Below are 19653 nucleotides of genomic sequence, written 5' to 3'. Positions count from 1 at the left end.
ATATTCTAAATTGTTTGATAGAGCTTTTGTGTATATAAGATATGCTCTAGCTATGAATGGGTTTTTGCCAAGATCAGGTAAGCCTGGGTATCCACCAATGCCTTGACCGTTTCCTATAGCGTTTCCTTTAAAAAGTTGGATATCAAGATAAGCTTGTATATCTTTTGTAAGCTGTGCTCCTGTGTATATACCATAAAATTGGGTTAGCTCTTCTGATCTTCCACCGCCGTTGTTTTTATAAGGATTACCAAAGGTCATAGGTCCAGAGTATGGTGAGTTGAAATTTGTAGAGTATTGACCTACAAAGGTTGCCTTTGCTCCTAAGAATTGAGGAAACCAGGGAGGAAGGGTTGTAGCTATTGCAGTTCCACTAAGAATAGACAATGCCAATAGTGTTTTGCAAATTTTCATGATAATCCTCCTATAAAATCTCAACAGACAAACTACTTTCTTTTAGCTCTAAGCTAATATTAGTTTAACAATGTATTTTTAAAGCATTGTTAAGAAGAAAATAAATAGATTTTACTGGGAGGTTGATAAGAAGAAGTTCTAAAGATTTCTTTGATAATTTCGAAAGCACACCATAGCCTGTTTATCTTATCGCAAATTTATCTATTAGTCAATGATAAAAGTTATATTTTATGATATTTTGCTTTTCCCTTTCTCTATATAAAAATATAAAACTATAGTGATAACCACAGAAAAAGAAACCGCATAAAAAGAAAATCTAAATACCTCTGTGATGCCGTAAGCTTCTGATAAAAGCATTTGAAATTTATATAAAACGGCTTTTGCCAATATCTTTGAATCAAACTTTTCTTCAAAAAGCTTAAAACCTATGCTGTTAAAAGCCCTTGAATCGTTTATGTAGTCAAAGTTTTTTGCACTGTAAGAAGTTATTATGTTTGTAGCTATAGAAGTACCTAAAGATGCTCCTATAAGCCTCATATACCCGTATATAGCCGTGGATAATCCCATGAGTTCTTGCTTTACGGAGTTAAAGGCTATTTTTAAAATTGGTGCAAAGAAAAGCCCCATTCCACAACCAATAAGAAGCATATAAAGTGTAATCTTATACCTTGGCGTGTAGTAATCTATGTTTGATAAGAAGAAAAAAAGCGTTATCATCAAAATCGCCTCTGAGAAGAATATAAGTATGCTTGGATTTATCTTGTCTGCCAATTTTCCGCCTATCAAAGAGAAAACACCTATTCCTATGGCGTATGGAAATATATGAAGCCCGGTTTCAAAAGTCCCAAGGTCTCTCACTCTTTCAAAATATATAGGTATCGTATAAACAGTTTGGAAAAACGTAAGCCCTTGCACCAACACAAATACACTTACCGCCAGCGTAAATTCTAAGTTTTTAAAGATTTCCAAACCTACAAGCTTATTATCAAATATTGTTTCTAAAAGCAAGAACACCAAAAAAGATAAAACAGATATTGTTAAAAAGTATATGGACTTTGTATTGGAAAACCATCCCCACTTTTCGCCTTTGGACAACAGTACAATGGAAGATATGCTAAAAGAAGAAAGTGCCAAGAAACTCCATATATTAAACATCGTTTTTTGGCTTTTAACATGATAAGATGGTAAAAAGGATACACCTAAAGCCAAAAGAAGAATAGATATAGGCACATTTATATAAAAAATAGAGCGCCACGATATATACTCTACAAGATATCCGCCTATGGTGGGACCAAGACCCGGCGCAAAAGACATGCCAAGGGCGTATATACCCATCGCCCTTCCTCTTTCTTCTTTTGAAAAACTCATCTGTATGATAGCTTGCCCAGCCGGTATGACAAGCCCTTCTCCTATTCCTTGCGTACTTCTAAATATTATCATCTCAAGCAAAGAATGAGCTTGCCCCGCCAAAATGCTTCCTAGCGTATAAAATATAAGTCCTGCTATGTATACTTTTTTAAAACCGTGTATCCCAGATATTGTATTAAAAGCAAGCATAGTGATGGCTGTAGATATTAAATAGCTTATAGAAACCCATTCTATACCAAACAAATCTGTATGAAGGGGAGCTATCATTCTTGGCATCGCCACGTTGACGCTGGTGGTACCAAGCACAACCATAAAAACACCAAGTGACACAATTCCTACATAGAACCATTTCATGACTGACCAATCACTAATATTATATCATACAGCCTCTATTTTTAAATGATGTATAATGTTTTTATGGAAAAGCTTCAAAACGGTTGGATAAAAAGCGGTAAAAGCATAGTAAAAACATATTTTATAGATGACTGGGATAAGATTACAGAGTTTTTAATATTTATCACAAACACTATAAAAAACCTCGATCATCACCCAGACATACTTTTTCACACAGCCAGCAAAAGCATTACGATATTTTTAACTACCCACAGCACTAGCGGAGTGTCCGAAAAAGATTTAGAGTTTTCAAAAAGATTAGATGATTGGATAGAGCAAAACAAATAAACATGAATGACTAAAAAAGAAATTGCAATATACACAATTCTTTCTTTTTATTTTTTCTTTCTTGGTAACAATATACTTTCAATTACTTCTCCAGATGAAGGAAGAAACTTATACGCTGCTTCTTATATGCTTCAAACTGGACATTTTTTGACGCCTATGTTTAACTGTCATTTTAGGTTTGAAAAACCACCAATGCTATACTGGGTAAGTGATTTGCTGTTTTTAATATTTGGGGTTCATGTGTGGCTTGCAAGGGCTGTCTCTGGTATTAGCGCTTTTATAATAGGAATATTTACGTATAAAATAGCAAAAGATATATATAAATTAGAAAATCCTTTTTACGCATCTTTGACATTTTTTACTATCACGCATCTTTGGATAGAATCAAGAGCATATGTCCCAGAAATGCTTCTTACGGCTTTTGAGATAGTATCGATATACTTTTTTCTGAAAGAAAAAACAACCCTTGGATACATATTTATGGGCTTTGCAACCCTTACCAAAGGCCCAGTGGGTACCGCTGTAGTTTTGATGGTGATAATATCTTTAAAAAGGAATATAAAATTTCTAAAAAAGCTTATCGATATAAAAGGTATTTTGTTGTATGTAGTGATAGGCTGGAGTTGGTATATTTATATGGTTTATAAGTACGGATTTTATTATATATACAAATTTTTCATAAGAAACAACATAGATGTCTACACAGGTCAGAAAAATATCCACCTTTACCCGTTTTATTATTATATAGTAGTGCTTTTTATAGCTCTAATCCTTTGGGTACCTTGGTTTTACAGCTTTTTGAAAAAGTATTTAAATCAAAAAACAAAAGCCGCCACAGATATGCTTATATGGTCTTTTGTGGTGCTTTTATTTTTTACTTTATCCAAAAATAAACTCCATCATTATATAATAAGCATCTATGTCCCTATCTCAATATTTATATCAATGTATGCCTCAAAAAAGCTTGTGAAGTTTAACCTTGTATTATCAAGCATTTTGCTTTTTGTGCTTTTCATACTAGCTTATCGCTACGAGTCAGAGCGCTTTGTACCAAAAGCCGTTTCTATAATAAAATCTAAAAAACTACCAGTTTATTATGATAATGCTCATTTATCTGCAATGGTTTATTATCTAAACACATGCATAGACTCTTTACCACGTTATACCCCAAAGCATTATTTTGTAATATCCAAAAATCCACCCTCAAAAATGCCTTATTACAAGCTTTTAACAAAAGGAATAGAGTTTGATGGTAAGTATTATCTTTATGAGAGATAGTTTAAGCTCATACACTTTAAATTGTTAGTGTAGTATAATCTTATATGAAGCGGTAATAGCTCAATGGTAGAGCGGCTGCTTCCCAAGCAGCAGGTTGCGGGTTCGAATCCCGTTTACCGCTTTTATAAAGAATATATATCTATTGTATTCTCGTATATAGCCTTCCCCACCACTACACCGTTTACTAAAGGCTTTAGCTTCATTACGTCTTCTAAGGAAGCTACACCACCAGAGGCTATTATTGGCTTTTGAGTACATTTTTTAAACTCTTTATAGGGGTTTATGTCTATGCCGCTTAGCATTCCATCTATATTGATATTTGTGTAAAGGTAAGACTCTATAGGATAATCGTTGTAAAGTTTTGCCATATCGCAAGGACTTAGGCTGCTTTGTTCTTCCCATCCACCTATTGCCACTTTACCGTTTTTTGCATCCACACTTAAGATTACTTTGTTTTCATATACTTCTAAAAGCCTCATAAACTCTTCTTTGTTTTTTACAGCCATTGTACCCACTATTATATAATCTACCCCTATATCAAAAAGTGCCTTTGCCGTCTCTAAACTTCTAATACCACCACCTATTTCTACTTTGGCTTTATTTTTTTGTTTTAGCATGTTTTCTAAAAGTTTTAGGTTTTTAGGAACACCTGATTGAGCCCCGTCTAAATCAACTATGTGAATACGTTTAAAACCAAGCTCTACAAAAAGCTCAAACTGCTCTACAGGGTCTTTTTTATAAACTTTTATATCTTCAAATTTTCCCTCTTTTAGCCTTACCACGGAGCCGTTTTTTATATCTATGGCTGGTATTATAAAATCTTTCATAGTAAATCTATAGCTTTCTTTAGCTTTTCCAAAGTTATATCTATAACATCTTTAGTATGAGCAGTCGATAAAAACCACGCTTCAAATTGAGAAGGAGGCATCAAAACGCCCTCTTGTAAAGCGTTTCTAAAAAACTTACCAAAGATATTTGTATCCGATGTTTTTGCACTTTTAAAATCTACTACATCTTTATCTGTAAAAAATATCGTAAACATAGAAGCAATCTCATTTATTTTGTGCGCTATACCTTTTTCTAAAAGCATTTTTGAAATTGCATAAGTAAAATAGGCTCTTAACTCTGCTAATCTATCGTATATTGTGATATCTTTAATCAAGGTTTTTAAAATAGCGAGTCCAGAAGCCACAGATATAGGATTTCCAGAAAGAGTACCAGCTTGGTATATAGGACCTTCCGGCGCTACCTTTTCCATGATGTGGTTTTTAGCCCCGTATGCGCCTATTGGCATTCCACCGCCTATTATCTTACCGTAGCATACTATATCTGGTTCTATACCAAAATACTCTGCCGCACCTCCCAAAGCCAATCTAAACCCTGTTATTACCTCGTCAAATATTAAAAGAGCGTCGTTTTCCTTGGTAATGGTTCTTAATTTTCTTAACCAAGATTCTTTAGGCAATACTACGCCCATGTTTCCAGCCACAGGTTCTACCAAAACCGCCGCTATTTGATTTTTATATTTTGAAAAAGCCTCTTCTAAAGCCTCTTCATCGTTGTAATCCAACACAATAGTAAAAGCCGCAAACTCTTTTGGTATACCTGGTGTCCCGGGGATTCCAAGTGTAGCCACTCCAGAGCCAGCTCCAACCAAAACGCTATCGCTAAACCCATGATAGCATCCGTCAAACTTTATTATATACGGCTTGTTGGTAATACCTCTTGCAAGCCTAATAGCTGACATTACAGCTTCTGTACCACTTGATACAAACCTTACTTTGTCTATTACTTTTGAGGCTTTTACTATTAGCTCTGACAGCTCTATCTCGTACAAGTTTGTAATACCAAAAGAATTTCCTTTGTCAAGAGCCTCCATTATTTTTGATACTACGATATCGCTTCTATGTCCTAGTATAAGAGGTCCAAAAGATAACATATAATCTATATACCTTTTGCCTTCTATGTCTTCTATAAAAGCTCCAAAACCCCTGTTTACAACTATGGGCTCAGCTCCTACAGATTTGAAAGCCCTTACTGGAGAAGAGACACCTCCAGGCATATACCTTTTTGCCAATTCAAAAGCTTCTTTGTTTGTCATACAAATATTATATAGCAATCTAATTTAGAATTCTTTTTCTATCATAACTCAAGTTGAGTATTCTGTCTTTGAGCTATATTCTTAAAAGCGGGCTTATTCTCCTATACCAAACATCCATCCAGAGGATATTAGCTAAACTCCATTTCAAAGGTAACTAGATAAGCCTTACCTTCTTGGAAATCGCATTTTCTCAAAAGCAAAACCTTTGGCCCTATTGTAAATTAGCATTGCCATAAACACTCTATTAATAAATAACCTCATATACATTTAAAATTAAATTAAATTAAATGATGATAATAATATACAGTCTCAATATTAAATTTGTATGATTTCATCCTCTTGGTGTTATTGTTTTTTAGAGGCTTGTAATATATAATAAATGTGATGACAAAGTTAAATATTGTATTTTCTACGCATATAAGAGGGGGATAAGTATGCTTGTGTTTGGAATTCATTGCCATCAGCCTGTAGGCAACTTTGATTACGTGTTTGAAGAAGCCTATGAAAAGGCTTATAAACCTTTTATAGATTTTTTTTACAAGCATGAAGATTTTAAATTTTCGGCACATTTTAGCGGAATCCTTTTTGAATGGTTTTTGAAAAATAAAAAAGATTTTATAGAAAAATTGGCCGATATGGTCCAAAGAAACCAGCTGGAGGTAATAGGTGGTGGTTATTACGAGCCAATACTTGCTTCTATCTCAAAAGAAGATAGAATTCTTCAGATAGAAAAACTAAACAACTTTTGCGAAAATATACTAGGTAAAAGCCCTAAAGGTATATGGTTAACAGAACGCATATGGGATACTTCAGTTTTACAAACTATAATAGAACTTTCTATGGATTATATCATTATAGATGACTACCACATCGTATCAGCGGGCTATCCTTTTGAGGAAGGCTTTTACTTTACAGAAGACGAGGGCAAAAAAGTAAACCTTGTACCAATAGACAAAAGACTAAGATATAAAATTCCTTTTGATGACCCAGAAAATGTGGTAGCTTTTATCAAAAGCCAAAAAACTTCTATCATAATAGATGATGGTGAAAAATTTGGCATATGGCCATACACATATAAAACCGTCTATGAAGAAAGATGGCTAGAACGCTTTTATGAGCTTTTAAAAAAAGAAAATATAGAAACAAAAACCATATCTGAGGCCCTGAAAACCTCTTCTAAAAAGCTTGTTTATCCTGCTTCGGTGTCTTACGAAGAAATGGGACATTGGGCTTTAAACTACAAAGATGCAATAGACTACCAAGAAGCCAAAAGCAAATGTGACAAATTTGAAAAGTTTATAAAAGGTGGTATTTGGAAAAACTTTTTCACAAAATATCCAGAGTCAAACTACATGCATAAAAGAATGTTAGAAGTATCAAGAAAATCACACAATAAAGACAATATCTTAAAAGCTCAATGTAACGATGCTTATTGGCATGGAATATTTGGGGGCATATATTTCCCTCATTTAAGAAGAGAAATCTGGAACAACATAATAAAATCAGATTTTGACAACGCTACTTTTGAGATTGTTAAAGAAGACATAGATTTTGATGGTAAGCTTGAGGTAAAATTAAAAAATAAAGGTTTTATAATCGTGGCTTCAGAAGATGGTATTGTAAAAGAGGTTTCTACAAAAGAAATAGGAAATTTGAACGTTTGTCTATCGAGGTATAAAGAATTTTATCATTTTATAAACGAACACCAGGAAAAAGAAGAAGGCAAAACCATACATGAACTCAAAAAAGATATATCAAAATACAAAGACATGATAGCTTACGATGAAAAAACAAGGTTTTTCAGCTACGATGATATGATGTGGGAATTAATAGACATAAAAGAAGATAAAATCGCTTTTCAAAAAGCTAAAAACAAAAAGGTTATAAAACTTCAAGACGATAAATTTATTTTAGAATACAACTTAGAAGATGCAACACCAGTAGATATAAATTTAGGTATTCACAGTTTAAATGTTGAAGAGTATGAAATAGATACAAACCATATAAAGTTTGAAGCTTTTGAGATAGGAAAAATAAATTTGAATTTTTCTAAAAACCTAAAACTAAAAGTATACCCCATAAAGACAGTATCTCAATCTGAAAAAGATTTTGATGTTATAACTCAAGGCATATGTATTAGCTTTTTGGCTGGAGGTGAGTTATTCGTAGAGATATCATGTTAGGATTTGTAGTAGCTTTTTCTCTTAGCGCCTGTGGTATAAAAGCCCCGCCAAAACCACCAGCACCACCTCAAGTTTTGGTAAAACGAATTGGAGAATACATCTATATAAAACCTGTTGGAAATGAAAAGTTAAAAGTCAAAGGCTTTTCTTATGAAAACGGTATTTTTTTTAAAAAAGACAAATCTTCAGCTTGCTTTGAAATAGAAGGCAAAGAATCATCCTCTTTATACTGCGTACCACCGGCCATAGAGAAAAGACCTATTGTATTAAAAGCATACAGAAAGTTTAGAATACATCTTGAGTTAAGCGGTTTTAAGCGCTTTAGACTATACAAACACATTCCCGGCAAACCCTTTAACCCATTTGAAGAAAGCGTTGTGGTAAGCAAAAAGGCTGTACTACCACCGGATTTTTCTGCTTTTTGCTATACTATTACAGGACTTGAAAATGGCATAGAATCGCTTCCAGAAGAAGTATGTTTTAAACAACAAAAACCCCCTACACCGCAAACACCACAAAACGTCAACTTTATGGTTTACAAAGACAAAATTTATATATATTGGGAACCAAACGAGGACAGCGGCTATACTATCGGTTATCTTGTTTATAAAAACGGTAAGCTTTTGACCAAAAAACCAATCCATTCAAACGTATTTGTAGATAAGCTTCCAAAAGGTTTTACAGTATATGACATACAAGCGGTTGGTAAATACAACACCAAGAGCAAACCAGCAGAGTTGCAGATAACGCTAAAAGCTCTAAAACAAGCTCTAGGACTCTAAAAAAGTAAGGTTAAAGGTAGTTCCAACGTTTGGAGTAGAAGATACATCTATGTTTATCTTTAAAAGTTTTGACGCATGTTTTACTATCGCAAGACCAAGGCCTGTACTCTTATAAGCTCTATCTTTTGATACGCTGTAAAATCTTTCAAAAATAAAAGGAAGATGCTCTTTTGCTATTCCAATACCGGAATCCTCAATTGTAAGCGTTAGCTTGTTTTGTTTTTTTACATTTATCTTGATATACCCGTTTTCTTTGTTGTATTTGATGGCGTTGTCTATAAGATTTTTTAGTATTATGTTTAAAAGTTTTTTATTAGTTTTGATTGAAATAGGTTCTATATCCGTGTATACCGTTATTGATTTGTTTTTAATATATGGTTGAAACATCTCTAGGTTTTCCTGTATCAAGCTTTTAATATCTACATAATCTTCAAGCTTTATATTGTCTTCCATGGATTCTACAAAAGAAAGCGTAAGCATATCGTTTATTAACTCTTCCATGGATTCTGAGGCGTTTTTAGCTTTTTTTAAAAACTTTAGCATCGCTTCGTCGTTTTCTTTTTCCATAGCTATATCCAATACACTTTTTATAACACTAAGCGGTGTTTTTAACTCATGAGAGGCGTTTGCTATAAACTCTCGCTTAGCTTTTTGATAAAGTTCATAATTTGTAATATCTCTCATAAAAAATACATCCGCATCTTTTAAGGTTTTTTTGTATAAGCTATACGTTCTTTCTTTATAGGTTATTTTTATTGCTTTGCCTTCTTCTAAAAGCCCGATACTAGATATCAGTTCAAAAGGTCTTAACACTTCATAATAAGACTTATCCTTATAATTTGGCAACACAAAACCATTTTGTATAGCTGATTCATTTGCAAAGGTTACAATGTTTTTTTTGTTTATTAAAAAAACAGGGTCTTCCTGTAAGTTTAAAATATCTTGTGTAAATGTCATAGGATATACTTTGATATTTCAGGGTCTTTAGCGAGATCTTCTAACTTTGAAAGCACAAATTTATCGTCTATTATAATATGCTGACCTTCCATATCAGGAGCGTTAAAAGATATGTCTTCTACAAGTTTTTCCATTATAGTGTAAAGTCTTCTCGCTCCTATATTTTCATCTTTAGAGTTTATGTACTCCGCTATCCTTGCTATTTCTTTTATTGCTTCGTCTGTAAAATCTATATCTACGTTCTCGGTTTTAAGAAGCTCTTTGTATTGCTTTGTAAGTGCGTTTTGAGGTTCTCTCAGTATGCGCTCAAAATCTTCCATGGTAAGCGCTTTTAGTTCTACCCTTATAGGAAATCTACCTTGTAGCTCTGGTACCAAATCTGATGGTTTAGCCATATGAAAGGCTCCAGCCGCTATAAAAAGTATATGATCAGTTTTTACAGGACCGTATTTGGTATTAACAGTAGTTCCTTCTACTATAGGAAGCAAATCTCTTTGCACACCTTCTCTTGATACGCTATGTCCAACACCTTCATGCTTTACCGCTATCTTGTCTATTTCATCTATAAACACAATACCAAAGTTTTCAGCCAAAAAAACAGCCTCAGACTCTAAATCTTCCTTGTCTATAAACTCCTCTGCCGCTTCTTGCTCTAATATGTTTAGAGCATCTTTTACCTTTAGCTTCTTCTTTCTTCTACCACCAATACCACCGAGTAGATTTCTAATTTGTTTATCCAAATCTTCTAAGCCCTGCAATCCCATAACTTCTATGGTTGGCATACTCTGTTTTTCCTGGATCTCTATTTCTATAAGCTCTTCATCATATTTACCTGTTTTAACACCATATATTGCCTCAGATATACTTATATTCTTTAAAGAAGATATCTTCTGAGCCACTTTTCTTATTGCTTCTTCCCTAGCAATATTTTTCACACCATCGGTCCTTTCTTTTTTCACAAGCTGATAAGAGATATTTACAAGTTCCCTTATCATAGATTCAACGTCTCTTCCCACATAACCTACTTCCGTATATTTTGTAGCTTCTACCTTTAAAAACGGCGCCTTTATAAGATTTGCCAACCTTCTTGCTATCTCTGTCTTACCTACACCTGTAGGTCCTATCATTAGGATATTTTTTGGGGATACTTCATCTCTAATATGAGGCGGAAGTTTTTGCCTACGCCAACGGTTTCTAAGGGCTATTGCCACTTGCTTCTTAGCTTCTTGCTGACCTATTATATACTGGTCTAAATAATTTACTATCTCTTTTGGGGTTAGGTTTTTAAGAAGCTCTTCCCTATTTTTCATCTTCTTTCTCTTTTGATTCGTCTTTTGAAGGTTGATATGCTACTATCGTTTCCTTCGTAAACTTTATCTTTGTGTTGGTATCAACTTTTAATGTTATGGTATCGTCAGCTATATCCGATATAACGCCCCATATACCAGAGGATGTAATAACTTTATCACCTTTTTTTAGATTTGATAAAAACTCTTGATGTTTTTTCCTTTGAGTCTGCTGCGGTTTAATAATGAGAAAGTAAAATATTACAAATATTATACCTATAAATACAAGCTGTGCTAAAACAGGTCCCATTGGATTTCCATTCATAAAAACTCTCCTTTAAGCATTTTTCCAGTAATCCTCATAAGCTACCCAGATATACGGTAGTATATATTTTATATTATTCCATTCCTTCATATATTTTTTTCTTTTTTTATAAGCTTTTTCATTGGTAATACCGTATATTTCTTTTGACTCTTCTTCAAAAGACTCCAAATCATTTTCCAATATATATTGCGCAAGCATATTGCCTGACACAACCGCCTGAGGTATACCACCACCAGTTATAGGATGACAAAATCCTCCAGCGTCCCCACACAAAGCTATATTAGAGCTTACCAAATTATCTATACCATCCAAAGGCAAAAATCCGCCAGAGCTTTCTTGACAAACATTTTCTATAAAACCCATGGACACCGCATCTTTTATAAAAAGCTCCAACACATCTTTTGGATTGTCCCTAAAGGCTGTGTCTATACCAATACCTACGTTTGCATAATTATTTTTTGGAAATATCCATCCATAACCACCTTTAATATATTCTCTAAATACTATTACTATATCTTTTAACGGTTCTTTTAGTTTGCATTTTTTTTGAGCGCACACCGCTAACTCATGTTTTTTTAAAAACACCTTTTCCATCACGATTGAGCGAGGTCCATCAGCCCCTATAAGATAATCAAAATTCACATAATATATATCGTCTTTGGCTTTTAGTATGGCTATGTTTTTATCATAAAAGCCAATAAATATTGTTTTCAAAAATGCTTTAGCCCCGCTTTTTATCGCTTCTTGAAAAATATTTGCATCAAAAATCCTTCTGTCTACCATCACCCCTTTGGAGTCTGAAAAAACTTTTTTGTTGTCTGGTTCTATGGTAAGCATATTTTCTATTTCTTGAATCACCGAATCTTTAAAATAGTCTTCAAACTTTTTTTGCATAAGCTGTTTTGGAATAAACTCAGCGCATTGAACTGGTATACCTATAGTCTTTCTCGAATCTACGATGATTACATCAACGCCTTTTTTAGCAAGCTCATGAGCAGCGCTAGATCCAGCCAGTCCTCCGCCTATTATAAGAACATCTGTCTTAAACTTTTTTGGCATTTGTCTGATTTTTGTTTAATTCTTTCTTGATGTATTTACCCATTTTAAAATACGGTAAGTAGTGCTCTGATACAAGTGTTTGCACACCGGTTCTTGGGTTGATAACCATTTTAGAAGGTTTTTTCTTCAATAAAAAAATACCCAACCTTCTTAATTCTATACGCTCATCTTGTATAAGACCTTCCATTATAGCGTCTAAAAAGTACTCTATTACAAGCTTTATGTCTTTCTGACTATAGTTCGTATGTTTATCTATTTGTTTAATAATATCTGATTTCTTCATAGATTTAAATTATACCATAGGTTATTCTACAGTTACAGTCTTCGCTAAATTCCTTGGCTGGTCTACGTCAAGCCCAAGCCTGTTAGCTACTTCGTATGCTATGAGTTGAAGAGGAAGGACGGTCAATAAAGGGTAAAGGTCTTGTTCTTCTATGTCCGGTATACCTATAAAATGCTTCGATATACTTCTTAGATGCTCATCCGAAACATTTCCTATCACTATGAGCTTCGCTTTTCTAGCCAAAACCTCTTCTATATTGGAAACTGCTTTTTCGTAAAGCTTATCTTTTGGTGCTACAAATATAACAGGCATATTTTCATCAATCAAAGCTATGGGACCATGCTTCATTTCTCCGGCAGCATATCCTTCTGCATGTATATAAGATATCTCTTTTAACTTCAAAGCCCCTTCTAAGGCTATTGGGAAAGAAAGACCTCTTCCTAAATATATTGCATTTTTAGAATTCGATAGCTCCCTATAAACGCTATCGTTTAAATCAACGCTTTGGAGAAAATCTTCCATCTTTGATGGCACATGGGCCAACATATCTATCTTGTTTGCATACTCTTCGTAAGTTATTTGGCTTTTAGCATAACCCATAAAAACAGATAAGCCGTATAACACAGCTATTTGAGCACTAAAGGTCTTTGTAGCAGCCACGCCTATCTCTGGACCAGCATGCGTATAAATACTATAATCACTCTCTCTATCCAAAGAACTACCAACTACGTTTACTATCGATAAAACTTTTGCGCCGTTTTCTTTAGCATATTGAGCCGCAAACCTCGTATCAGCAGTTTCCCCAGACTGCGATACGGCTATAAAAAGAGTATTCTCATCGATTGGAATATCTTCATATCTTTGTTCTGAAGCATAGCCCACTTCTACCGGTATTCTCGCATACTTTTCTATTAGATACTTGCCTATCAAAGATGCATTGTAAGAGCTACCACAAGCACTCATAACAATTCTATTTATGCTATTTATATCAAAAGGAAAATTTATCTCTTCAGACAAAAAACCCCTTACGGTATCAGATATTACCCTCGGTTGTTCGTATATCTCTTTTAACATGAAGTGTTTGTATCCAGATTTTTCTGCCGATACTATATCCCAAGGCACAAAAATAGGATGTTTTGTCTTGACGATGCCGTTGAAATTGTAAATGCTTACACCTGTTTTTGAAATATCTGCTATCTCCTTATCCTCTAAGACAATTATTTGCTTTGTATAAGGAAGAATGGCTGGGATATCAGAAGCTAAAAAATTTTCATTTTCCCCAACACCTATCACAAGAGGGCTACCTTGTTTAACTCCTATTATCCTATCTGGCTCATACTTTGTGATAACCGCAAAAGCAAAAGCTCCTCTTAAAAGTTCAACAGCTCTTTTTGTAGCTTCAAGCAAATCACCTTTATAATATTTTGCTATCAAATGAACTATAACTTCTGTATCGGTCTGGGATTTAAATGTGTAGCCTTCTTTTACAAGCTCTTCTTTTAACTCTTTATAGTTTTCTATTATACCGTTGTGTACTATAGCAAAAGAGTTTGTGGGATCAGTATGCGGGTGAGCATTTTCTACGGAAGGAACACCGTGGGTTGCCCATCTTGTATGGCCTATGCCGCAATTTGATTGGGAAGTTTTGCCCCATAGCGTTTTTATTAGCTCTCTTATTTTACCAACCTCTTTTTGCACAAAAATATCGTTGTCTTCTATAAGCGCAATACCAGCTGAGTCGTATCCTCTGTATTCAAGCCTTTCTAATGAGCTTAACAAAATAGGTAAAGCTTCTGCGTTTCCTACATATCCTACTATACCACACATATTAATTATAAACTTTTATTATATTATAAAAAGAATCCCTTTGTACGGGAATTTTAGAAGCTCCTTTTATAATGCTTATAAGCTTATCTACCGTTTTGCCGTAAGTTTCTGTAGAGCCAGCCGCGTGCACTACAAGTTCTTCTTCTAAGGTTCCGTCTATATCGTTTGCGCCAAAATTTAGAGCTATCTGAGCTAATTTTTCTCCTAAAGTTATCCAATAAGCTTTTATGTTATCAAAGTTATCTAGGAAGATTCTTGACATTGCTATAGTCTTAAGATCATCTACAGAGGATGTTCTTTCGCCACCGAGGGATGTCCCTTTTGGATGGTAAGCTAAAGGTATGAACACTTGAAAACCTGCCGTTTTATCTTGTAAGTCCCTTATCCTTTTCATGTGGTCTACTCTTTCTTCTATAGTTTCTATGTGCCCGTAAAGCATGGTAACGTTTGAGGGTATTCCAAGCTTATGAGCAGTTTCGTGAATTTCAAGATATTCTTCTGCGTTAGCTTTGTTTGGCGCTATTATGTTTCTCACCCTATCAGCAAATATCTCGGCACCGCCTCCTGGCAATAAAGATAAGCCGGCTTCCTTTAATTCAAGAAGCACATCTTCGTAAGTAGATTTTGATATTTTTGCTATATGATCTATTTCCACAGCTGTATAAGCTTTTATGACAATATCTGGAAAATTTTGTTTTACAACTTTTATTAGATTTACATAATCTTCTCTTTCCCAGTGGGGTGGCAATCCACCTACTATATGCACTTCAGTAATGCCTTTTTTATAAGAAGATTCTATTTTTCTTAAAACCTCATCTACGCTCAATTCAAAAGCTCTTTCATCTGATTTTGAAACACCAAAACTACAAAATTTACATTTGTATACACATATGTTTGTAGGGTTTAAATATCTGTTTACTATAAAAAAAGCTCTGTCTTGATTTTTTTCCTTATTTAACTCGTTTGCTACATACCCCAAAGCGCTTAACGGAGCATTTTTATATAAAAAAATAGCCTCTTCCTCTGTCAATCTCTCTTTGTTTAGGGCTTTTTCCAAAAGAAAAGATACTTCTTTATCCTCTAAAAGTTCAACCATTTTAACCTCCTTAAAAGCCAAATAAGAATATATTAATAGAAGTTTGCTAAAAGACTATGCTAATCATCTTATTATAGCAACCCTTGGATTATTTGAATAATCGTAAATTATCTCTACATTTTCAAATAAGTCTTTTATAGCCCCTTCTTGGTCATGCCCTATCTCCAATATCATAGGCTTTAAACCCAAAGATTTAAGTTCTCTGTAGAAAAAAAGACCATCTTCTTTGCCGTCCAAAGCCTTTATATCTTCATATTCCAATACGCTTTTTTCAAGAGTATTTAGAGCCTTAGTTGGTATATAAGGTGGGTTTGCCACTAAAAAATCAACTTTTTCTATTTTTATAGCTTTTGCCACATCAGAACATATTACCAACAATCTGTCTTCTACTTTGTGCAGTTTTGCATTTTTTAGCGTTAGCTCACAGGCTTTTTTATTTATATCCGTTGCTATCATTTTCAAATGTGGATAATATTTTAAAAGCGAGATACTTACAATACCACTTCCCACAAAGGGCTCAAAACCTATTTGATAATCTTTTACAATTTCTACAGCTTTTTCTACCAAAATTTCTGTTTCGGGTCTTGGTATCAATACAGGTGGTTCTATTATAAACTCATGTCCAAAAAACCACCATTTTCCAATGGCGTATTGAAGCGGCATACCACTTTGGATTTTTGATATTGTGCTTTTAAAAGCTTCCAAAATATCTTGATTTAACTTTATTTTATCCTGATTTAAGAAAATATAATTTTTATCTAAACCACTTACATGTTCAAGAACAATAAGAGTATCTCTAAGGCTTAGAGGACTTTGTTTGATTAGCGCTGATATGTTCATTTTGCATTATAGAAGAGTTGTTCCTTACGTCTGTCAATATGGCTATAACTATCGCAAGCACCATAAAAATAGCAGTAAACCAGTATGTACCCTTTGTTAGTATAGTATCAACACCGCCAACGCCAAATATAGACCTCGCAGTAGCTCCTCCAAAAGCTGCCCCTATATCGCCTTTTGATTTTTGCAAAAGCACCAACACTATTAAAAGCAAAGCCGTAACAATAAAAAGCACCACCAATATGTAATATAAAAGCTCCATACTATTATTTTAACTTAAAAACTAAGTCAAAGTTTTACCAAAAATGCCTTCTCTCTTAAACAACTTATTACATCTTTTAGGTTTTCAGCTTTTATGAAATAAGCCCTTCCGCCAAACGGATCTCCGAAATTTTTCATTGGATTTATGCGGTAATAGGTTTTGTTTACTACCACATAACCAGTGGTATAATCTACATCATCGCTCCAACAAACTTCTGCAATCACTCCGCATCTTATATTTTTAGACACGAGGGCAAGAGCATCTAAAGCCCTGTCAGTTATTTTATATCCAGAAGAGAGCAACATCTGTTTTGCTAAATCTCTATCTTCCCAATCTACTTTTATGGTCCTTATACCTTTTTCTTTATCTTCCTCTAGCCTTTGCCCTGTATCAATATCTATAAGCATCGCTCCCCTCATGTTTTTGCCAAAAGCCGCTCCTTTAGAAATAAGCTCTATCACATCATTGGCTATATCCATTTTTATACCAGCTTTTTCAAGAAGCGCTTTGGCAAAAGCCCTTGCCTCTTCTACGCTTTTAAAATCAAAACTCCTTATGGATGGCATCTTTATAAATTCAAGCTCTTTTACTTCTTCTGTTTTTATGCTTATAAAATCGTAAAACTTTGGCCTTTTTAGAAGCTCATTTATAATTTGCGAAACTTTTTCTTTCTTACATATCCTTTCCGCTCCAGAAATATGAGCATTCTTAAAGGAAGCTCTCATTCTTATAGAGATAAGATCGCGCATTTTCAAAACTTAAACTTACTAATCAAATCTTTTGCAGTATTAAGAGCTCTCCCGTATTTTTTATTAAAGCTTACCGATGCTTTTAAATCGCTGTCCACATTTTCTACTGCTCTTTCAAGAGCAGGTCTAACAGACGTATTTCCTCCAGCTAAAGATCTACTGTAAATTCTTGCAGACTCTAAATCCATGTATAGTTTAAACAACGGCTTTGATATCGATATAGCTTTCATCTCTTTCGACATTTGCTCCATATAAGTTAAATTTGCTTCATAGCTACTGTAGGTGTATAATATACCCAAGATTAAGGTTATTAAACCAAGGCCAAACAGTTTTACTTTTAACGATGTTTTTTCAACTAAAAACATAAAAATACCTCCTATGCCCCCGCTTAGCCCTCCTCTTTTTAAAATTAGATGTTTATAGTTTTGAAGGTTAAAACGGTTTATTCGGAACCTTTTCCCAGTCTTTTAAAAACCTATCTATGCCTATGTCGGTAAGAGGATGCTTGAATAAGGCTTCTAATACGTTAAATGGAATAGTAGCTATATCAGCTCCAGCCTTTGCAGCTTCAAGTACATGGATTGGGTGTCTTATACTTGCAGCTATTATTTCAGTTTCATAACCGTAGTTATCAAATATTGTTCTTATATCTCTCACAAGATTCATACCATCTGTAGATATATCGTCTAGTCTTCCTATAAACGGTGATACATAGCTGGCTCCTGCTTTAGCAGCGATAAGAGCTTGCATGGGGCTAAATATTAACGTTACATTGGTTGGTATCCCTTCTTCTTCAAGTATATTAACAGCTTTCATACCCTCTTTTGTCATAGGTATTTTTACTACCACGTTGTCGCCAAGCTCCGCTAAGAATCTACCCTCTTTCACCATACCTTCCGTATCCAACGATACCGTCTCCAAACTCACCGGCCCATCCACTATACTAAGTATATCTTTAACTACATCCATGAATGGTCTTCCAGTTTTGGCGGCTAAAGTAGGATTTGTAGTAACCCCGTCCAATATTCCCCAATCTATCGCTTGCTTTATTTCGTCTATATTTGCCGTGTCTATAAAAAATTGCATACACCTTACCTCCTTTTGGTATACAAATTATTATAAGCCAAATTTTGATATAATGTAATAAATGAGTAGATATCTTCTTATAAAAAGCGCAAGGCTTATAGAACCAAATTTAAACTTTGACAAAGAAGTTGACATCTTAATAAAAGATGACAAGATAGACAAAATATCAGAATGCATTGAAGAAAAAGATTATAACATTATAGAAGCCAAAGGACTAATAGCTTGCTCTGGCTTTGTTGATATACACGCTCACCTAAGGGATCCAGGTTTTACCTACAAAGAAGATATTGAAAGTGGTGCGAAAGCAGCCGCCTTTGGTGGGTTTACCACTATTGTATGTATGCCAAATACAAACCCTCCAATAGACAACGAAAGCGTTATATCTTACATACTCTCAAAAGCTGAAAAAATAGGAATATGCGATATAAAAGTAAGCGCTTGCGTAACTAAAAATAGAGCCGGCAAAGAACTTACAGATTTTTATAGGCTTAAAAAAGCTGGGGCTGTATGCTTTACAGACGACGGGGCCCCAGTGCAAGACCAAAAGCTTATGCTAAAGGCTCTTGAAATGGTCAGCGTATTAGATTCTTTTGTGGCAAACCATTGTGAAGATGATGCTTTTGCTGGAAATGGCGCTTTTGACGAGGGAGCTTTCTCAAGCGTCTACGGACTTCCGTTTAGACCTTCTTATGCGGAAGATGTGATGGTGGCAAGAGACTGCATACTTTCTTATGAAACAGGTGGCAGGTTGCATATTCAACACCTTTCTTCTTCTTTAAGCGTTGACATAGTTAAATTTTTCAAAGAAAAAGGTGCAAATGTAACCTGTGAAGTAAATCCAAACCATCTTGCTTTAAATAGTTTTGCAGCTTTTAAGAAAAAAACCATCCTAAAGGTAAATCCGCCTATTAGAGATTACAAAACTCAAGAAGCTCTTATAAAAGCACTACAAGAAGGAATAATAGATTGTATAGCTACAGACCATGCACCTCATGCTAAGCACGAGAAAATCCATCCTATTAAAGGTGCTGCTGGCATGTTAGGTTTTCAAGTAGCCCTACCAATCATGATGAGTCTCGTAA

The 19653-nt window shown here is 34.5% G+C and carries 20 protein-coding genes, 1 tRNA gene and 1 pseudogene; 6 read left to right on the top strand and 16 right to left on the bottom strand.

Annotation, left to right across the window (positions count from 1 at the left end; translation table 11 throughout):
- Together ACP5S8_RS05225 and ACP5S8_RS05220 are read right to left on the bottom strand one after the other, a co-directional pair.
- A pseudogene (locus ACP5S8_RS05225) lies at window positions 1–411 on the bottom strand (carbohydrate porin); the annotation flags it as partial.
- Between the two features lie 228 nt (window positions 412–639).
- The gene (locus tag ACP5S8_RS05220) at window positions 640–2133 is read right to left on the bottom strand and encodes a DHA2 family efflux MFS transporter permease subunit (protein WP_461876005.1); all 1494 of its coding nucleotides are present in this window, start codon (window positions 2131–2133) and stop codon (window positions 640–642) included.
- Between the two features lie 63 nt (window positions 2134–2196).
- On the opposite strand from ACP5S8_RS05220, the gene ACP5S8_RS05215 reads away from it, so the two are divergent.
- The 3 genes from ACP5S8_RS05215 (at window position 2197) to ACP5S8_RS05205 (ending at window position 3859) form a co-directional block, all read left to right on the top strand.
- A complete protein-coding gene (locus ACP5S8_RS05215; RefSeq protein ID WP_461870749.1) occupies window positions 2197–2460 on the top strand; it encodes a 4a-hydroxytetrahydrobiopterin dehydratase in 264 nt (87 codons plus the stop codon).
- 6 nt (window positions 2461–2466) lie between these two features.
- Window positions 2467–3738 carry an ArnT family glycosyltransferase gene (locus tag ACP5S8_RS05210; protein WP_461876004.1) on the top strand — a complete coding sequence of 424 codons (1272 nt, stop codon included), beginning with the start codon at window positions 2467–2469 and terminating at the stop codon, window positions 3736–3738.
- 49 nt (window positions 3739–3787) lie between these two features.
- Window positions 3788–3859: transfer RNA gene (locus tag ACP5S8_RS05205), tRNA-Gly, on the top strand.
- Between the two features lies 1 nt (window position 3860).
- Here ACP5S8_RS05205 and hisA read toward each other — a convergent pair.
- Complete coding sequence (gene hisA / locus ACP5S8_RS05200; protein ID WP_461876003.1) at window positions 3861–4565, bottom strand: 1-(5-phosphoribosyl)-5-[(5-phosphoribosylamino)methylideneamino]imidazole-4-carboxamide isomerase; 705 nt, start codon at window positions 4563–4565, stop codon at window positions 3861–3863.
- Window positions 4562–5839 (bottom strand): glutamate-1-semialdehyde 2,1-aminomutase, encoded by a 1278-nt coding sequence (gene hemL / locus ACP5S8_RS05195; RefSeq protein ID WP_461876002.1) that lies wholly within the window; start codon window positions 5837–5839, stop codon window positions 4562–4564. Before hemL ends, hisA begins: the two co-directional genes overlap by 4 nt.
- Window positions 5840–6273: 434 nt before the next feature.
- Between hemL and ACP5S8_RS05190 the strand changes: the two genes are divergently transcribed.
- Together ACP5S8_RS05190 and ACP5S8_RS05185 are read left to right on the top strand one after the other, a co-directional pair.
- The gene (locus ACP5S8_RS05190) at window positions 6274–8022 is read left to right on the top strand and encodes an alpha-amylase/4-alpha-glucanotransferase domain-containing protein (RefSeq protein ID WP_461876001.1); all 1749 of its coding nucleotides are present in this window, start codon (window positions 6274–6276) and stop codon (window positions 8020–8022) included.
- Window positions 8016–8804 (top strand): hypothetical protein, encoded by a 789-nt coding sequence (locus tag ACP5S8_RS05185; RefSeq protein ID WP_461876000.1) that lies wholly within the window; start codon window positions 8016–8018, stop codon window positions 8802–8804. The genes ACP5S8_RS05190 and ACP5S8_RS05185 overlap by 7 nt, the downstream gene beginning before the upstream one ends.
- On the opposite strand, the gene ACP5S8_RS05180 is transcribed toward ACP5S8_RS05185, so the two are convergent.
- The 12 genes from ACP5S8_RS05180 to fsa form a co-directional block, all read right to left on the bottom strand.
- Window positions 8793–9761 (bottom strand): sensor histidine kinase, encoded by a 969-nt coding sequence (locus ACP5S8_RS05180; RefSeq protein WP_461875999.1) that lies wholly within the window; start codon window positions 9759–9761, stop codon window positions 8793–8795. The genes ACP5S8_RS05185 and ACP5S8_RS05180 overlap by 12 nt on opposite strands.
- A complete protein-coding gene (gene hslU / locus ACP5S8_RS05175) occupies window positions 9758–11071 on the bottom strand; it encodes an ATP-dependent protease ATPase subunit HslU (RefSeq protein WP_461870756.1) in 1314 nt (437 codons plus the stop codon). Before hslU ends, ACP5S8_RS05180 begins: the two co-directional genes overlap by 4 nt.
- Window positions 11061–11372 (bottom strand): preprotein translocase subunit YajC, encoded by a 312-nt coding sequence (gene yajC / locus ACP5S8_RS05170; protein ID WP_461870757.1) that lies wholly within the window; start codon window positions 11370–11372, stop codon window positions 11061–11063. The genes hslU and yajC overlap by 11 nt, the downstream gene beginning before the upstream one ends.
- A 12-nt stretch (window positions 11373–11384) precedes the next feature.
- Window positions 11385–12431 (bottom strand): geranylgeranyl reductase family protein, encoded by a 1047-nt coding sequence (locus tag ACP5S8_RS05165; protein ID WP_461875998.1) that lies wholly within the window; start codon window positions 12429–12431, stop codon window positions 11385–11387.
- Window positions 12415–12714 carry an HU family DNA-binding protein gene (locus ACP5S8_RS05160; RefSeq protein WP_461870759.1) on the bottom strand — a complete coding sequence of 100 codons (300 nt, stop codon included), beginning with the start codon at window positions 12712–12714 and terminating at the stop codon, window positions 12415–12417. Before ACP5S8_RS05160 ends, ACP5S8_RS05165 begins: the two co-directional genes overlap by 17 nt.
- A 21-nt stretch (window positions 12715–12735) precedes the next feature.
- Entirely contained in the window at window positions 12736–14541 is a 1806-nt protein-coding gene (gene glmS, locus ACP5S8_RS05155; protein ID WP_461875997.1) for a glutamine--fructose-6-phosphate transaminase (isomerizing), read from the bottom strand.
- Between the two features lies 1 nt (window position 14542).
- A complete protein-coding gene (mqnE, locus tag ACP5S8_RS05150; RefSeq protein WP_461870761.1) occupies window positions 14543–15637 on the bottom strand; it encodes an aminofutalosine synthase MqnE in 1095 nt (364 codons plus the stop codon).
- Window positions 15638–15700: 63 nt separating this feature from the next.
- Window positions 15701–16477: a HemK/PrmC family methyltransferase gene (locus ACP5S8_RS05145; protein ID WP_461875995.1), complete on the bottom strand. Its 777-nt coding sequence runs from the start codon at window positions 16475–16477 to the stop codon at window positions 15701–15703.
- A complete protein-coding gene (gene secG, locus ACP5S8_RS05140; RefSeq protein ID WP_461875994.1) occupies window positions 16434–16736 on the bottom strand; it encodes a preprotein translocase subunit SecG in 303 nt (100 codons plus the stop codon). Before secG ends, ACP5S8_RS05145 begins: the two co-directional genes overlap by 44 nt.
- 26 nt (window positions 16737–16762) lie before the next feature.
- Entirely contained in the window at window positions 16763–17485 is a 723-nt protein-coding gene (locus tag ACP5S8_RS05135; protein ID WP_461875993.1) for a 6-carboxyhexanoate--CoA ligase, read from the bottom strand.
- 2 nt (window positions 17486–17487) lie between these two features.
- Window positions 17488–17850 (bottom strand): hypothetical protein, encoded by a 363-nt coding sequence (locus ACP5S8_RS05130; protein ID WP_461875992.1) that lies wholly within the window; start codon window positions 17848–17850, stop codon window positions 17488–17490.
- A gap of 67 nt (window positions 17851–17917) precedes the next feature.
- A complete protein-coding gene (gene fsa / locus ACP5S8_RS05125; RefSeq protein ID WP_461870142.1) occupies window positions 17918–18571 on the bottom strand; it encodes a fructose-6-phosphate aldolase in 654 nt (217 codons plus the stop codon).
- Between the two features lie 61 nt (window positions 18572–18632).
- On the opposite strand from fsa, the gene ACP5S8_RS05120 reads away from it, so the two are divergent.
- Window positions 18633–19653, top strand: a 1021-nt coding sequence (locus ACP5S8_RS05120; protein WP_461875991.1) for a dihydroorotase, incomplete at its 3' end; no start/stop codon positions are given.

The organism is Hydrogenobaculum sp., from assembly GCF_049967395.1.
In the GTDB taxonomy this organism is placed as follows: Bacteria; Aquificota; Aquificia; order Aquificales; family Aquificaceae; genus Hydrogenobaculum.
This window is presented reverse-complemented; position numbering and strand designations above follow the sequence as displayed.

Excerpts from the sequence above, each read along its gene's own strand:
- ACP5S8_RS05185 (WP_461876000.1), top strand. The coding sequence starts at position 8,016 with ATGTTAGGATTTGTAGTAGCTTTTTCTCTTAGCGCCTGTGGTATAAAA.
- ACP5S8_RS05165 (WP_461875998.1), bottom strand. The coding sequence starts at position 12,431 with ATGCCAAAAAAGTTTAAGACAGATGTTCTTATAATAGGCGGAGGACTG.
- secG (WP_461875994.1), bottom strand. The coding sequence starts at position 16,736 with ATGGAGCTTTTATATTACATATTGGTGGTGCTTTTTATTGTTACGGCT.
- glmS (WP_461875997.1), bottom strand. The coding sequence starts at position 14,541 with ATGTGTGGTATAGTAGGATATGTAGGAAACGCAGAAGCTTTACCTATT.
- ACP5S8_RS05145 (WP_461875995.1), bottom strand. The coding sequence starts at position 16,477 with ATGAACATATCAGCGCTAATCAAACAAAGTCCTCTAAGCCTTAGAGAT.
- hslU (WP_461870756.1), bottom strand. The coding sequence starts at position 11,071 with ATGAAAAATAGGGAAGAGCTTCTTAAAAACCTAACCCCAAAAGAGATA.
- ACP5S8_RS05130 (WP_461875992.1), bottom strand. The coding sequence starts at position 17,850 with ATGTTTTTAGTTGAAAAAACATCGTTAAAAGTAAAACTGTTTGGCCTT.
- hemL (WP_461876002.1), bottom strand. The coding sequence starts at position 5,839 with ATGACAAACAAAGAAGCTTTTGAATTGGCAAAAAGGTATATGCCTGGA.
- mqnE (WP_461870761.1), bottom strand. The coding sequence starts at position 15,637 with ATGGTTGAACTTTTAGAGGATAAAGAAGTATCTTTTCTTTTGGAAAAA.
- ACP5S8_RS05220 (WP_461876005.1), bottom strand. The coding sequence starts at position 2,133 with ATGAAATGGTTCTATGTAGGAATTGTGTCACTTGGTGTTTTTATGGTT.
- ACP5S8_RS05215 (WP_461870749.1), top strand. The coding sequence starts at position 2,197 with ATGGAAAAGCTTCAAAACGGTTGGATAAAAAGCGGTAAAAGCATAGTA.
- yajC (WP_461870757.1), bottom strand. The coding sequence starts at position 11,372 with ATGAATGGAAATCCAATGGGACCTGTTTTAGCACAGCTTGTATTTATA.
- fsa (WP_461870142.1), bottom strand. The coding sequence starts at position 18,571 with ATGCAATTTTTTATAGACACGGCAAATATAGACGAAATAAAGCAAGCG.
- ACP5S8_RS05160 (WP_461870759.1), bottom strand. The coding sequence starts at position 12,714 with ATGAAGAAATCAGATATTATTAAACAAATAGATAAACATACGAACTAT.
- hisA (WP_461876003.1), bottom strand. The coding sequence starts at position 4,565 with ATGAAAGATTTTATAATACCAGCCATAGATATAAAAAACGGCTCCGTG.
- ACP5S8_RS05210 (WP_461876004.1), top strand. The coding sequence starts at position 2,467 with ATGACTAAAAAAGAAATTGCAATATACACAATTCTTTCTTTTTATTTT.
- ACP5S8_RS05135 (WP_461875993.1), bottom strand. The coding sequence starts at position 17,485 with ATGCGCGATCTTATCTCTATAAGAATGAGAGCTTCCTTTAAGAATGCT.
- ACP5S8_RS05180 (WP_461875999.1), bottom strand. The coding sequence starts at position 9,761 with ATGACATTTACACAAGATATTTTAAACTTACAGGAAGACCCTGTTTTT.
- ACP5S8_RS05190 (WP_461876001.1), top strand. The coding sequence starts at position 6,274 with ATGCTTGTGTTTGGAATTCATTGCCATCAGCCTGTAGGCAACTTTGAT.